Origin of the sequence: Pseudomonas sp. PS01298 (genome assembly GCF_029959745.1) — a bacterium.
Taxonomy (GTDB): Bacteria; Pseudomonadota; Gammaproteobacteria; order Pseudomonadales; family Pseudomonadaceae; genus Aquipseudomonas; species Aquipseudomonas aylmerensis.
Map to the genome: position 1 here is coordinate 1 of NZ_JASCPP010000132.1, position 14,859 is coordinate 14,859.

Here is a 14,859-nt window from a genome sequence, read left to right on the forward strand (position 1 = left end):
GGCGATGATGGCCTCAAGCTCTCTACCGAGAACCAAGGCCTCATCGCCGGCAAGCCGGCTCCTGTTTTTTTGTGTCGGATCAGCCTTTCACGGTCTTCGGCGCCTTGCCTTCCTTCATCTGCTGCAGCAACGGTGCGCATTGGTTCGGCTCATCGCCGCTGGGGGCGACCAGCGCCAGCAAACCGGCAGCCGGGCCGGCGATCACGCCCAGGGCGACCATGCCCGCACCACGCAGCGCCAATGGGATGGCTTTCACCCCGGCATTCGGCTTGATGAACGGGCCGTTGACGTACAGCGGGGAACGCAGGGAGAACAGGCGGAAGCCCTTGGATTCCGGCGTGATCGTGAGGTCGAGCTGCTCGGTGGCCATGTTCGCCGTGCCATCGATGTAGATGATGGCGTTCTCGGTATCGAACACAAACAGCCGCGTAGTCGCCAGGCCAGTCTTGATGCCGAAGTCCGCCGCCGCGCAATTGATCTTCACTTCCTTGTCGCCAAACAGGCGGCCCACCACGTAGTTGCCGACGTTGAGCCCGGCGATTTCCATCAGGCTGCGGCTGATGGCGCCATCGTTGATGAGCATTTTCAGGTCACCGTTCGAGGTGCCCAGCAGCGCCGCCACGGAGTTGCCGCGCCCGGAAATATCCGCGTCGCCGTTGAGTTCACCAAAGCTGGTTTTCATCGGTTCGAAGGTCGGGAACAGCTGCTTAAGCTTGAAGTTGCGCGCAGTGAGCCGGGCACGGCCCTCCATGGGCGTGGTGCGGCCATTCAGACGGATCTGCGCGTCCAGCTTGCCGCCGGCCACGCCGAAACGCAGGGGTTCCAGGCTCAGTTCGCCGTCGTTGAGGATCAGGTGGGTGTAGAGGTCGGTGAACGGCAGATCGGCACTGTGCACGATGCGCTTGCCGGTGAATTCCACATCGGCATCCATGTCGCGCCAGCGCTCGGTGCGGAACTCTTCCACCGGCAGCACTTTGGTCGCCGGCTGTTTGCTTTCGCCGCCCCGGGCCTTTTGCTTGGCGTTGGAGTCGGCGCCGATCAGGGGCGCGAGGTCGGTCATCAGCAATTGATTGGACACCAGCGCGCCGCTGAGCTTGGGCCGTGGCTGGCTGGCGACGTAGCCGAGGTTGCCGTGGATGTCACTGTCACCGATCTTGCCGTTGAAGTTTTCGTACCGGAAAGACGCACCCGTCGGCTCGTGCAGTTTGGCGATCAAGTGCCCGTCAGTGGCGTAGGCCGGCGAGTCCGGCAGGGTCACGCCCGTCAGCGGGTACAGGTTGCCCAGGCTGGTGCCGGAGAGTTTCAGGCGCAGGTCGAGGGCGCCGAGGTTCAGCGGGTCGGTCAGGGTGCCGGCCAGCGCGATGCTGGTGTCGGCGATCTTGACCTGGGCCTGCAGCGGGAATGGCTTGGCCGCGTCCTGCAGGGCCAGCAGGCCACCGATTTTGCCGCTGCCGTCGAGTTTCTGGCCATGGTACTGGCCTTTGACCTTGAGCCCGAACGCGTAGTCCTGCGGCGCCGAGCCTTTTTCCAGGGCCTTCTTGGCATCGGCGTCGCCGACGATTTCGCCAAACGGAATCGGCTTGCCCAAGGGGTCGATGATCACGTCGAGCTGGGTCTTGAGGGTCTGGTCGTCGAGGGTGACGTGGCCCTTGTCGAAGCCGATGGCGCCAATGTCCACCACCCAACTGGAGGGTTCGGCGTTGGGGTCCTTGGGGTCGAACTGGAATGTCCAGTTGGCGCGGCCGTCGGCCAGGCGCTGCAACTGGGCACTCGGCTCGGTGAGGTCGATGCGCGGGATCACCACGCGCTGCACCAGCAGCGCCAGCGGCGAAATGCGCAGCTCGACCTTCTTCAACGTGACCATTTGCGGCTGTTTCGACCAATCGGGATTGCCCAGGGTCAGGTCTTCGGCAATCACGTGGGGCCATGGCACCCAGGCACGCCAGCCGCCTTCGTCGGGCTCACGCGCCCACACCACGGCCAGGTTGCCATTGATGGCAAACGGGCGATGCAACTCTTCGGAAACCTTGGCATTGAGGGGCGGCTTGATGCGGTTCCAGTCAAAAAACACCAGGACCAGCACCAGGATGGCGATTAACAGAACGAAGCTGGCGCAGCTCCAGGCGACAATTTTACGAGTGCGCGTCATTGCACAGGACTCCTCAACACGAATAGCTGAACTACAGCTCATAAGGCTACGACTGGCAAACCGCGCGGGGGTTTAACTCGATCGCGGATTTAGTCGCAAAAAGCCATTTTCCTGATCGACCGGACAGATTCGATCATCAACGGGCGCACCATTGTTACCCATGTTCGTGTCGAAAATACCCACCTCGGTGCAAAAGCGCGTGCTTGAGAGGCCCGTTCTAGAGCGGCTCTGGCGAACAATCAATTCTGTTGATTATTACCATTGTGTTTATGAACTTTTATATCGACTTATCAAGAGTAGCATTAGCCCTGTACCCACTTTATCGCCCTCCCAAGGAGCAACCCATCATGAAACGCCAAGTACTCGCTACCGTCCTGCTGTCTGTCCTTGCTTCCAGTGCCTTTGCCCTGCCAGCAGCCGAACAGGCAACCCCACAGAACAAAGCCCAAGCCGTTCAATCCAGCCAGACCCTGGCTCGCAGCGGTTCGCAAGAAGAAGAGAATCGTGACTACGCCAAAGGCGGCGTGGCTGAAAACGGTTCGGAACAGGCCAACAAACGCGCCTACACCGAAGGTGTTGCTGAAGGTGGCCGTGATCGCCTGGAACAGAAAGGCCTGGTCGAAGGTGGTTCTGAACAAGCCAACAAACGCGCTTACACTGAAGGCGTTGCCGAAGGCGGCTCGGACCGTCTGCAAGAACTGCATCAAGCTCAGAGCTAACCCCGTGGTGGCCCTGAAAAAAGCCCGATCAGCCGATCGGGCTTTTGACTTTTCATAGCACCTGTCACCCCGCCTGCCCCGTCAAGTTCGACGCCAGCGAAGCTGTTTTGCTAGAGTGCAGCGCTGTACTTGTCGACAAAAGCCCGCCCGCCAATGCTGCCCCGCGCCGAACAGAAGCAACAGACCCGCCTCGCCCTGATGGATGCAGCCCGCCATCTGATGGAGTGTGGCCGTGGGTTTGGCAGCCTGAGCCTGCGTGAAGTGGCGAAGACGGCCGGCATCGTGCCGACCGGTTTCTACCGTCATTTTGCCGACATGGACCAGCTCGGACTGGTATTGGTCAGTGAAGTGGGCCAGACCTTTCGCGCCACGATTCGCCTGGTGCGCCACAACGAATTCGTGATGGGCGGCATTATTGATGCCTCCGTGCGGATCTTTCTCGACGTGGTCTCGGCCAACCGTTCGCAATTCCTGTTCCTGGCCCGCGAGCAATACGGCGGCTGCCTTGCCGTGCGCCAGGCCATCGGCGCCTTGCGCGAAGACATCACCCGCGACCTGGCGGCCGACCTGACGCTGATGCCCAAGCTGCAACACCTGGATGCCGAAGGCCTGCACGTGATGGCCGACCTCATCGTCAAAAGTGTGTTCGCCACCCTCCCCGACATCATCGACCCGCCCGCCCAGGCGCTGCCTGCCCACCTCACGCCCCAGGCGAAAATCACCCAGCAATTGCGCTTTATCTTTATCGGCCTGAAGCATTGGCAGGGCCTGGGCAGCACCGAATAAGCGCCTTACCCCGCCGGGTGAAAACGCTTCGCGGTGGTGTAGTGCTTGTTCCAGTACGAATTGCTCAGCGAATCGATACGCACGTTTTTGCCGGCGCGCGGCGAATGAATGAACTTGCCGTCACCGATGTACAACCCCACATGGCTGACCTGGCCGCGCCCATTACCTTTGAAAAATACCGCGTCGCCAGGCTTGAGTGCGTGGCGCTTGATGGTCGCCGCCGTTGATCGATGCATTGCCAGCGTAGTGCGCGGAATCTGGATATTGGCTTCGGTCTTGAACAGGTACACCAGGAAGCTGCTGCAATCGAAGCCCTGCTCCGCCGAGGCACCGCCCCATTTGTAAGGTGTGCCGAGCAATTGGTGGGCACGGTCAACCACATCCTCAATGGACGCTTCTTTAAAAGACGCCGTGAACATAGGGCGCTGCTGTAGATTGGCCGACGCAGACGAAATGGCGAAAGACAGACTGACAATCACTAAACAAAAAAATGACTTGAACATGATGAACGTCGCAATGGGATAAACACGGCGCACAGCCTAAAGAAACAGTGCGTAACGTTTTGAACGCCGAATCCGCATCACTTGTAGGAATAGTCCTAAAACGCCCATGACAGGTGCGCTCTACTGCCACGCGCACCACTTTGGTTCACCGCTGGAAACTTCCTACGCCCTCTTTAGTAGCACTACTACACTGCCTACAAGCAATTCCTACCCTTCACCGGGGTTGGCAAGCCCCTTGCTCTAGCACTCTCATCGCTCATTGCTGGAAGCTTCCTGATGCTGGTGATCCACCGCCGAATCGCCCCCCAAGCTCTCTGGGCCGCCGAGTTGCTGCTGAATTTCGAAGCACGCAGCAAAAGCCGCCTGCGCTGTTTCAGTGCCGACGGTGAAGACGTCGGCCTGTTCCTGGAGCGTGGCCAGCCGCCGCTGCACGATGGCGAATGCCTGCAGGCCGAAGACGGACGCGTCGTACGCGTCGTTGCACGACCTGAACAACTGCTTCACGTCACCTGCAGCAGCGCCTTCGAACTGACCCGCGCCGCCTATCACCTGGGCAACCGGCATGTGGCGTTGCAAGTGGGGGACGGTTGGTTGCGCCTGCTCGATGACTACGTGCTCAAGGCCATGCTGGAGCAACTGGGCGCCCACACCGAGACCATCGAGGCACCCTTCCAACCGGAACACGGTGCCTACGGCGGCGGCCACCATCATTCGCGGCATGGCGATGAAGATTTCAACTACCCGCCCAAGTTGCACCAGTTCGGCGTGCGTCCATGAACCCAGCCTGGGCGCTGCTGCGTCTGGCCAGTCCGCAATTGCCGATTGGTGGCTACAGCTATTCCCAGGGCCTGGAAATGGCCGTGGAGAACGGTCGCGTCAACGACGCGGCCAGTGCGCGGCGCTGGATCAGCGACCAACTGCTGCTCAACCTCGCACGCTTTGAAGCGCCCCTCTTGCTCGCCCATTGCCGCGCCGCTGCCGAACTCGATTGGCCGCGCCTGACCCAATTGTGCGAAGAGCACCGCGCCAGCCGTGAAACCCGCGAGCTGTATCAGGAGAGCCGGCAGATGGGCTACTCCTTGCAGCAACTGCTCAATGGCCTGCCGGAACTCGACCAGGCCGCCGAGGATTTCCTCGCCCGCCAGCCAGAGCCGCACCTGGCCCTGGGCTGGGCGCTGGCGGCGCGGGCCTGGACTATCAGCCCTGACGATGCCCTCGCCGCCTGGCTCTGGAGCTGGCTGGAAAACCAGTTGGCCGTATTGATGAAAACCCTGCCGCTGGGCCAGCAGGCCGCGCAGCGCTTGACCAGCGAACTGCTGCCGCTGCTGCAACAGGCCCAGCAGGACGCCAGCCATATCGCCCCCAACCATTTCGGCAGCGCCGCCTTCGGCCTGTCCCTGGCGTGCATGGCCCATGAGCGCCAGTACAGCCGACTGTTCCGTTCCTGAGGCCTTTTACTGTGGAGAAGCACATGAACACACAACCCCTGCGCGTCGGTATCGGCGGCCCGGTGGGCTCCGGCAAAACGGCCCTGACCCTGGCCCTGTGCCTCGCGCTGCGCGACCGCTACAACCTGGCCGTCGTCACCAACGACATCTACACCCGCGAAGACGCCGATTTCCTGGTGCGCAACCAGGCGCTGGCGCCGGAGCGCATCATCGGCGTGGAAACCGGTGGCTGCCCGCACACGGCGATCCGTGAAGACGCCTCGATCAACCTGGAAGCGGTGGACCAGCTCAACCGCCGCTTCCCCGGCCTGGACCTGATCCTCGTGGAGTCCGGTGGCGACAACCTCTCGGCCACCTTCAGCCCGGAACTGTCGGACCTGACCATCTACGTGATCGATGTGTCCGCCGGCGACAAGCTGCCGCGCAAAGGCGGGCCTGGCATTTGCAAATCCGACCTGCTGGTGATCAACAAGATCGACCTCGCGCCGATGGTCGGCGCCTCGCTGGAGCTGATGAACAGCGACACCCAGCGCATGCGCAACGGTAAACCCTTTGTGTTCAGCAACCAGAAAACCGGCGTCGGCCTGGCCGACATCGTCGCCTTCATCGAACGCCAGGGCCTGCTGACCGCCGCCTGATCAACCCACAAGGAACCTGTCCATGAGCCTCAACAAACTCCTCGCAGCTGCCGCCCTGCTGCTCGCCCCTGCCCTGGCCTTCGCTCACCCGGGCCACGGCGACAACGGCCTGGTGGCCGGTATCAGCCATCCCCTCAGCGGCATCGACCACTTGCTGGCGATGGTTGCGGTCGGCCTGTGGGCGGCCCAACAAAAAGGCGCCGCGCGCTGGGCCCTGCCGTGCACCTTTGTCGGCACCATGCTGATCGGCGGCGTGCTGGGCTTTGAAGGGCTGGAACTGCCGGCCCTGGAAAGCGGGATTGCCGCTTCGGTGCTGGCCCTGGGCCTGGCGGTGGCGCTGGCGGTGCGTCCGCCGCTGTTCGTGGCCGTGGCTGCCACGGCGTTGTTTGCGCTGTTCCACGGCGTGGCCCACGGCCTGGAGTTGCCGGACATGTCCAGCCCTTGGGCCTATGCCGCGGGCTTTGTCGGCGCAACGGCGGTGTTGCACGCGGCCGGGTATGCGGTAGTGCGCTTCCTGCCGGCAGCGGCGGCGCCGTTGGTGCGGATTGCCGGCGCGGCTTCGGCGGCGACTGGGGTGTGGTTGTTGGCGGGCTGAGTGTTGTCGCGCCGATAAGAGCGACATCGCAGGCAAGCCAGCCGCCCACATTTGACCGGTTTCACACACCCAAATGTGGGAGCGGGCTTGCCCGCGATAGCGCCAGCGCAAACACCATAGATCCCAAGCCTGCTACCATGCGCGGCAAACACCCCTGCCGTGACGACGCCAGCCAATGCCCAGCGCTTCCCACCCCTCCTTGAACACCGTGCTCACGCACTTCCACAGCCTGATCGTGCCGCTCTGGCAAGGCCCTGGCTGGAACGCCGAGTTGGCATTGCCCTATGAGGCGCTGGACGCCGATCACCGCCCCTTGCCCCCGCAACGCTACCGCGCCATGGCCTGCGCCCGGCAGTTGTACCTGTTTGCCAGCCTGATCGGCGAGCCCGGCGCGGCCTTCGCCGAAGAGCGCGCAGCGGCGCTGTTCCGTTCCCTGCAACGGCATTTCCACGACGCCGAGCACGGCGGCTGGTTCTACAGCATCGACCCCGCCGGCCAGCCGCTGGACAAGCGCAAAGACCTCTACACCCACGCGTTCATCATCTTTGCCTGTGCGCACTACTGGGCCAAGGTGCGTGAGCCACTGGTGGAGTCGGTGCTCGACGCAGCCCTGGAAGTGGTCGCCAGTCGGTTCGCCAGCGGCGACGGCCTCTACGAAGCCGTGCTGGAGCGCAACTGGTCATCCCTCAAGTCCGGCCCACTGCAAAACCCGCTGATGCACCTTGCCGAAGGCTTTCTCGCCACGCTGGCCGTGCGTGAAGACCCGATCACGCAAGACGCCCTGCTGGACTTGGCCAACGCGATGCAGAAGCGCTTCATTGCCCCAGAGCACGGCGTGATGCTGGAAAAACCGCTAGGCGCTGTGGATAACTGGTTTGAGCCCGGCCACCAGTTCGAATGGTTCTTTTTGCTGGAGTCATCGCCAGTGCTGCGCGGCACGCCGCTGCATGCGTCGTTGACGCGCGCATTTGCCTACGCCGAACAGAAGGGTGTGGATAACAGCAGTGGCGCGGTCAGCGGCATGCTGGCCCTGGACGGTAGCGTGCGTGATGGCACCCAGCGTATCTGGGCACAGGCCGAATACCTGCGGGCACTGACCTTGCGGCCGAACAGTGAAGCCGTGCTGCAGCGTCAATTGCAGGCGCTGCAGCAAAAATTCCTGCATGCCAAAGGCTGGAATGAATGCCTGGATGCCCATGGCGAGGTCAGTCGGCGGGATATGCCGTCTACCACGCCTTATCATTTGGCGACTTGCTATCAGGGGTTGGTCCAGCATTTGGGCTGACCTCATGGGCCTCTTCGCGAGCAAGCCCGCTCCCACATTTGATCGCATTCCAAAGGCAGGACGCGGTTAAATGTGGGAGCGGGCTTGCTCGCGAAAGCCTCACCTCGGTCTACCTGACTATCACGCAATCCACTTGCGATCCCCGGTAAAACTGATCGTCAGCCAACGCGCCGCATCCGGCTTGCCCAGCCCTGTGGATATCTCTTCACGCAGCGCATCCAGCGTGGCGACGTTGTCCACCGGGTAATCCGCCGGCAATACCACATGAATCTCGATAAACCGTGCGCGTCCGTGCTTTTGCACGTAGGACACGTAGTCGTCGAAACCATGCCGGGCCTGGGCCGCGTCCATCACTTCACGCACTTTGTCATCCAGATGATCCGGCGCAATGCCCAGCACCTCGCGCAATGCCGGGCGCAAAATCTTCAGCGCCGGCGCCAGCATGCTCAGGGCCAGCAGGATCAGGATCAACGGGTCGACATACACCGCCCATTCGCCATAGCCCTGGGACTTGAGCAGCAGCGCAGCCAGGAAGCTGATCAGCAAACCCACCGACAGCATCGCGTCCACCAGCCAACTGATGTTGTCGAACTGGATCAGTGACGATTTAAGCGTACGGTTGCGGTAGCGCACGTAGAAGAAATAAGCGAACTCGACAACGGTAAACACCGCTGCGTAGATGATCACCAGGCCCAACTCGATCTCGCGCCCGCCATTGATGATGCCGAACACACCGTTGAGAAACGCGTAGATGGCGATCAGCAACAGGAAACTGCCTTCGATCAGCAGCACCATGGGTTCCAGGTGCCAATAGCCGAACTGGAAACGTTCGTTGCTTTTCTTGGCGATCAGCTTGGCCGTGATCAGCATCAACACCTTGATGGCGGTGGCGATCAGCGAGAAAAAGCCGTCGAATAGAATGGATTGGGCGCCAGATACCACACCCGTGACAATCCCGGCGATCGCCACGGCGAACATCAGGATGGTCGATTGTTTGAGTAGCGCCTGCTCACCTCGGTTACTCACATTTCCTCCTGTCAAAACCTATAAACCGCACACTGCGGAGGGGTTTTCAGGGGTGGAGTGTACCTTATGTCGTGTTTTGGCCGATTTGCCGCCATCGCCGGCAAGCCGGCGCCTACATATGACCACCTGCAGGAGCCGGTTTACCGGCGACTCGAATCAATGCCTTACTTGGCGCCTCGCTCGATAGCAAACCCAGCCCAGGTCTGGCTCACCGGCATCAGCTCCAGGCGGTTGATGTTGACGTGCGCAGGCGTGTTCAGCACCCAGAAGATGGTGTCGGCAATGTCCTGCGGCTGGATCGGCTCGGCACCGGCGTAGGTGGCGTCATAGCGCGCCTGGTCGCCGCCGAAGCGCACCAGCGAGAACTCGCTTTCGCACAGGCCTGGCTCGATGTTGGTCACACGCACGCCGGTACCTTGCAGGTCGCAACGCAGGTTCAGCGAGAACTGCTTCACGAACGCCTTGGAGCCGCCATACACGTGGCTGCCCGGGTACGGGTAGCTGCCGGCGATGGAGCCCAGGTTGATGATCCCGGCGCCACGGCCATGGGCGATCAGGCGCGGAAGCAGCAGGCTGGTGGTGGTCAGCAGGCCCTTGATGTTGGTGTCGACCATGGTTTCCCAATCGTCGAGGCTGCACTTGGGCGCAGGATCGGTGCCCACGGCCAGGCCGGCGTTGTTGATCAGTCCACGCAAGGTGGCGAACGACGCTGGCAGATTGGCGATCGCGTCTTCCATGCCCTTGCGGTCACGGACGTCCACCACCAGGCCATGCACTTCGGTCTGCTTGGAAAGCTCTTCGACCAACGCATTCAAACGGTCGGCACGACGACCGGTGAGCACCAGTTTCCAGCCGGCTTCGGCAAAACGACGGGCACAGGCCTCGCCAAAACCTGAGGTTGCGCCAGTAATAAACAGCGTGTTGGACATGGTGTTCTCCTTGCGGTGATCGGGGAAAAAAGTTGCCAGCAGAATGCCCGTACGCCGCGGTGGCGGCAACCGCTATGCACTCACCTTCATGTACAGCTGATCATTTTTTGACCATTACGAGCAACGCCATATAAACCGTGGCCTGCAGCCATATGCGCGCAGGTTATCCACAACTGCGCCCACAGTCTTTGGGGGCAAGTGCAAAACACCCGAAGCCGCTGTGTACAAGGCCTGCAGGCGGTTTTAGAAAGTTTTTTGCTTGACCTTCGCCGGGGCGTATGTAGGCCCATGACCCCGCAGAAAATCCAGACGATGGCTCCAGGCCAGTCATTCCGGCCTCTGCGGCAGTCTTTCCAGAGTTTAGTCACAGACTTATCCACAGGCCGGAGGGACATATTTCGGTCATATACCTGTGTCTTTAAACAGGTTGACAAAGGGCTCGCCCGGTCAGCAAAAAACCGCTGATCAAAAAACAACCGCCATGCTGCAAGCCACGTAGATAAAGGCCTGCAGCGAGCTACACCCACGTTACCCACAGCCGGTTCCACAGCGGATGGGGACAAGTCAAAACTGTGACAAAACAGGGATTTGCGGCGGCTATATGTCGCGCTTTCAGAGGAGGCCAGATTTGTTTTCCACAATTTGGCGGGGAGCCTGTGAACACCCCAAAAACAAATGTGAGAACCGGCTGTATGTGGGAGCCGGGCTTGCCCGCGATAGCTTCACCTCGGTTTGCCTGACAGACCGAGGTGTTCGCATCGCAGGCAAGCCAGCTCCCACATAAAGCCGGTTCCCACATGGGTTATTGCATCAAGCTTTTAGATCAGTGCCCACCCAGGTAGGCGTTGCGCACCTCTTCATTCACCAGCAATTCCTTACCGGTGCCGGTCAGGCGAATCTCGCCGTTGACCATCACATACGCACGGTCCGACAGGCGCAACGCATGGTTGGCGTTCTGCTCCACCAGGAAGATGGTCATCCCGGTGGAAGCCAGCTCGCGCAGCGTGGCGAAGATTTGCTTCACCACGATCGGCGCCAGGCCCAGGCTCGGTTCATCCAGCAGCAACAGCTTGGGCCGGCTCATCAGCGCGCGGGCGATGGCGAGCATTTGCTGCTCACCACCGGACATGGTCATCGCGCGCTGGTTGCGCCGCTCCTTGAGCCGTGGGAACAGCTCGAACATGCGCTGCATGTCCTCCGTGGCAAACTTGTCGCCAATCGGGATGGTGCCCATCAGCAGGTTTTCCTCGACGGTCATGTCGGGGAACACCCGCCGCCCTTCCGGCGACTGCGCAATGCCATTGGAAGCGATGTAGTGGGACGACTTGTGGGTAATGTCGACGCCGTTGTAGATGATCTGCCCCGACTCGGCCCGAGGCTGGCCGAAGATCGACATCAGCAGCGTGGATTTACCCGCGCCGTTGGAGCCGATCAGGCTGACGGTTTCGCCTTCATTGATGTGCAGCGAGACTTTTTTCAGGGCCTGGATCGGGCCGTAGAACACGTCCAGGTCCTTCATTTCGAGGATAGGTGTACTCATACCAGCTCCTCTTCGTCTGCGCCCAGGTAGGCGGCAATCACTTTCGGGTCGTTGCGGATCGCATCCGGCCCACCCTCGGCAATCACGTTGCCGTGGTCCAGCACCACGATGTGGTCGGAAATACTCATCACCATGCCCATGTCGTGTTCGATCAGCACCACCGTGAGGTCGTGTTCGTCGCGCAGCAGGCGAATCATCGCGCTGAGGGCTTCGGTTTCCTGCGGGTTGAGGCCCGCTGCCGGTTCGTCCAGGCAGATGATCTGCGGCCGGGTGCACATGGCCCGGGCGATTTCCAGGCGGCGCTGCTGGCCGTAGGAAAGCTCGCCAGCCAGTCGGTTGGCGCAATCCACCAGGTCGACCACCTCGAGCCAGTAGAAGGCATGGTCGAGCGCATCGCTCTCGGCCTTGCGATAGCCCTTGGTGTTGAGGATGCCCGCAAGCATGTTGCGGTTGACCCACATGTGCTGGGCGACCAGCAGGTTTTCCAGCACCGACATTTCCTTGAACAGGCGAATGTTCTGGAAGGTGCGGGCCAGGCCGGCACGGTTGACCAGGTGGGTGCCGCCGAACATCTTGTAGAACACCCGGCTGAAGAAGCTTTTCGGCGACACGAAGTCGACCGCCTTGAAACGCTCACCCAGCAACTGGATCACGTTGGTCTGCTTGCCGCGAATGTTCAGTTCGATCTTGCCGCCGCTGGCTTTGTAGAAGCCGGTGAGGCAGTTGAACACGGTGGTCTTGCCAGCGCCGTTGGGGCCGATCAGGGCGAAGATCGAGTTGCGTTCGACCTTGAGGCTCACGTCGCTCAAGGCCTTGATGCCACCGAAGTGCATCATCAGGTGTTCCACGGAGAGGACGACTTCCTTGCTCATGGCGCTACCCCCTTGCGTGGCGTCACACCGGTGCGGCTGATCCGGATCAGGCCGCGCGGTCGCCAGATCATCATCACCACCATCAGCACGCCAAACAGCAGCACGCGGTATTCGCTGAAGCTGCGCAGCAGTTCAGGCGCGACGGTCAAGACGAACGCCGCAATCACCACGCCGACCGTCGAGCCCATGCCGCCCAACACCACGATGGCGAGGATCAGCGCCGACTCGAAGAAGGTGAAGGAGGACGGGTTGACGAAGCCCTGGTAACTGGCAAAGAACACCCCGGCCAGACCGGCGGTGGACGCGCCGATGGTGAACGCCGAGAGCTTGACCAGCACGTGGTTCAGGCCCATGGAGCGGCAGGCGATCTCATCTTCGCGCAAGGCTTCCCAGGCGCGGCCGACCGGCATGCGGGTCAGGCGATGCTTGATGTACAGCACGGCCAGCACCACCAGGAACAGCACGATGTAGATGAACAGGAATTTGATATTGGGGTTGTAGTCGATGCCGAAGAATTCGTGGAATGGAATCCCACCGTCCTTCGCCTTGCGCCCGAACTCCAGGCCCAGGAAGGTCGGCGACGGCACCGGCATACCGTTCGGGCCACCGGTGAACGACAGCCAGTTGTTGAGCACCAGGCGGATGATTTCACCGAAGCCCAGGGTCACGATGGCGAGATAATCGCCGTGCATTCGCAACACCGGGAATCCGAGTATGCACCCCGCCAGCGCCGCACAGATGGCCGCCAGCGGCAGCACCGTCCAGAAACCCAGGCCGAGGTATTGATAACCCAGCGCCAGGCCGTAGGCGCCGATGGCGTAGAACGCCACGTAACCGAGGTCGAGCAGGCCGGCCAGGCCGACCACGATGTTCAGGCCCAGGCCGAGCAACACGTAGATCAGGCCGAGGATCACCACGGTCAGCAGGTACTTGTTGGCGAAGATCGGGAACACGATGGCGATCACGATCAGCACCGGGATGATCCAGCGCAACCGCGACTTGTAGTCCGGTGGCAGCACGTGCACGCCGGAGCCACTGCTTTCGAAGCCCTGCAGGATCTTCAGGCCCTTGGGGGTCTGCAGGAACAGGCTCATGGCAAAGCGGCCGACCATCACGATGGCGACCAGCAGGGCCACGCGGGCCGGTTCCAGGTTGAAGCTGTAGCCGTCGAGGACCACGCCGACGATCGGACCGAACACGATCAACGAGATCAGCCCGGCAAGGACCGTATCGACCACACTTTTCTTGATATCGATGGGTTTGGCAGCAGACATGTTTACACCTTCGCCACGAGTGGGCGACCAAGCAGGCCCTGGGGACGGAAAATCAGAATCACCACCAGCAGGGAGAAACTGAACACGTCTTTGTAGTCAGAGTTGATCAACCCCGAGAACAGCGACTCGGAAATACCCAGGATGATCCCGCCCAGCATCGCCCCAGGCAGGGAGCCGATGCCGCCGAGTACCGCTGCGGTAAACGCCTTGATGCCGATGATGAAGCCGGCATAGAAGTCGAACGTGCCGTAGTTGAGGGTGATCAGCACACCTGCCAGGGCCGCCATGGCGGCACCGATGACAAACACGTAGGAGATCACGCGGTCGGTGTTGATGCCCAGGATCGAGGCCATCTTGCGGTCTTGCTGGGTGGCGCGGCACATGCGGCCGAGCTTGGTGTACTTGATGATGTAGGTGAGCAGCGCCATGCCGGCAAACGCCGCCACGAGGATGAAGACCTTGGTGTACGTGAGCTGGACGAACCCGCTGCCGATGTCGACACGCCAGGCCCCGGCCAGCAGGGTGGGAATACCTTGTTGCTTGGCACCCTGGGCGATCTGCGCGTAGTTCTGCAGGATCAGGGAGATCCCGATGGCGCTGATCAGCGGAGCCAGTCGGGTGGAGTTGCGCAGCGGTTTGTAGGCGACACGCTCGATGACCCAACCGTACACGCCGGTGACGACCACGGTGAAGATCAAGGTGCCGAGAATGAGCAGCGGGAAGGATTCGATGCCGAAGTAAGCCAGCAGTGCCAGACTGATCGCCGCGAGGTAAGCGGAAATCATATAAACCTCGCCATGGGCGAAGTTGATCATGCCAATGATGCCATAGACCATTGTGTAGCCGATGGCGATCAGGCCATAGACCGACCCGAGGGTCAGGCCGTTGACCAGTTGCTGCAGGAAAATACCATCCATAACGCAATCTCACGCGGTGAGAGACTGCACACCCGCCAGTTGCCGGTGTGCGGCTCTTCTTGGAGGAAAAAACAGATATCCATCACAGCACCATTCCCTGTGGGAGCGGGCTTGCTCGCGAAGGCGGCGGGTCAGTCAACACATCGACTGCTGACAGATCGCTTTCGCGAGCAAGCCC

At 61.2% G+C, this 14,859-nt stretch carries 15 protein-coding genes; 7 read left to right on the forward strand and 8 right to left on the reverse strand.

The features are described from left to right. Window positions 1-79: 79 nt before the first annotated feature. Window positions 80-2,149 (reverse strand): AsmA family protein, encoded by a 2,070-nt coding sequence (locus QMX97_RS28440; protein WP_282398001.1) that lies wholly within the window; start codon window positions 2,147-2,149, stop codon window positions 80-82. 347 nt (window positions 2,150-2,496) lie between these two features. On the opposite strand from QMX97_RS28440, the gene QMX97_RS28445 reads away from it, so the two are divergent. Both QMX97_RS28445 and QMX97_RS28450 read left to right on the forward strand, forming a co-directional pair. After that, complete coding sequence (locus tag QMX97_RS28445) at window positions 2,497-2,868, forward strand: hypothetical protein (RefSeq protein ID WP_065900187.1); 372 nt, start codon at window positions 2,497-2,499, stop codon at window positions 2,866-2,868. 153 nt (window positions 2,869-3,021) lie between these two features. After that, a complete protein-coding gene (locus QMX97_RS28450; protein WP_065900186.1) occupies window positions 3,022-3,654 on the forward strand; it encodes a TetR family transcriptional regulator in 633 nt (210 codons plus the stop codon). A 5-nt stretch (window positions 3,655-3,659) separates the two neighbouring features. On the opposite strand, the gene QMX97_RS28455 is transcribed toward QMX97_RS28450, so the two are convergent. After that, a complete protein-coding gene (locus QMX97_RS28455; protein ID WP_282398004.1) occupies window positions 3,660-4,157 on the reverse strand; it encodes a C40 family peptidase in 498 nt (165 codons plus the stop codon). Between the two features lie 276 nt (window positions 4,158-4,433). Between QMX97_RS28455 and ureE the strand changes: the two genes are divergently transcribed. From ureE to QMX97_RS28480, 5 genes are all read left to right on the forward strand, one after another. Continuing rightward, a complete protein-coding gene (gene ureE / locus QMX97_RS28460; protein ID WP_065900182.1) occupies window positions 4,434-4,934 on the forward strand; it encodes an urease accessory protein UreE in 501 nt (166 codons plus the stop codon). After that, window positions 4,931-5,605 carry an urease accessory protein UreF gene (locus tag QMX97_RS28465; RefSeq protein WP_282398002.1) on the forward strand — a complete coding sequence of 225 codons (675 nt, stop codon included), beginning with the start codon at window positions 4,931-4,933 and terminating at the stop codon, window positions 5,603-5,605. The genes ureE and QMX97_RS28465 overlap by 4 nt, the downstream gene beginning before the upstream one ends. 23 nt (window positions 5,606-5,628) lie before the next feature. Next, entirely contained in the window at window positions 5,629-6,243 is a 615-nt protein-coding gene (gene ureG, locus QMX97_RS28470) for an urease accessory protein UreG (protein WP_065900180.1), read from the forward strand. A gap of 22 nt (window positions 6,244-6,265) precedes the next feature. After that, entirely contained in the window at window positions 6,266-6,838 is a 573-nt protein-coding gene (locus QMX97_RS28475; protein ID WP_106805307.1) for a HupE/UreJ family protein, read from the forward strand. Between the two features lie 175 nt (window positions 6,839-7,013). Then, window positions 7,014-8,123 (forward strand): AGE family epimerase/isomerase, encoded by a 1,110-nt coding sequence (locus tag QMX97_RS28480; RefSeq protein WP_282398003.1) that lies wholly within the window; start codon window positions 7,014-7,016, stop codon window positions 8,121-8,123. Between the two features lie 120 nt (window positions 8,124-8,243). Here the strand turns inward: QMX97_RS28480 and QMX97_RS28485 are convergent, their stop codons facing one another. The 6 genes from QMX97_RS28485 to QMX97_RS28510 form a co-directional block, all read right to left on the reverse strand. Further along, window positions 8,244-9,149: a cation diffusion facilitator family transporter gene (locus QMX97_RS28485; protein WP_065900175.1), complete on the reverse strand. Its 906-nt coding sequence runs from the start codon at window positions 9,147-9,149 to the stop codon at window positions 8,244-8,246. A 164-nt stretch (window positions 9,150-9,313) separates the two neighbouring features. After that, window positions 9,314-10,078 (reverse strand): SDR family oxidoreductase, encoded by a 765-nt coding sequence (locus tag QMX97_RS28490; protein ID WP_065900173.1) that lies wholly within the window; start codon window positions 10,076-10,078, stop codon window positions 9,314-9,316. Window positions 10,079-10,901: 823 nt separating this feature from the next. After that, window positions 10,902-11,618, reverse strand: a complete 717-nt coding sequence (locus QMX97_RS28495) for an ABC transporter ATP-binding protein (RefSeq protein ID WP_065900171.1) — start codon at window positions 11,616-11,618, stop codon at window positions 10,902-10,904. Next, window positions 11,615-12,490, reverse strand: a complete 876-nt coding sequence (locus tag QMX97_RS28500; RefSeq protein ID WP_065900169.1) for an ATP-binding cassette domain-containing protein — start codon at window positions 12,488-12,490, stop codon at window positions 11,615-11,617. The genes QMX97_RS28495 and QMX97_RS28500 overlap by 4 nt, the downstream gene beginning before the upstream one ends. Next, a complete protein-coding gene (gene livM, locus QMX97_RS28505) occupies window positions 12,487-13,764 on the reverse strand; it encodes a high-affinity branched-chain amino acid ABC transporter permease LivM (RefSeq protein ID WP_065900168.1) in 1,278 nt (425 codons plus the stop codon). The genes QMX97_RS28500 and livM overlap by 4 nt, the downstream gene beginning before the upstream one ends. Before the next feature lie 2 nt (window positions 13,765-13,766). Next, on the reverse strand, window positions 13,767-14,681 hold the full coding sequence (locus tag QMX97_RS28510) for a branched-chain amino acid ABC transporter permease (RefSeq protein ID WP_003236186.1): 915 nt from the start codon (window positions 14,679-14,681) through the stop codon (window positions 13,767-13,769). Window positions 14,682-14,859 lie beyond the last annotated feature (178 nt).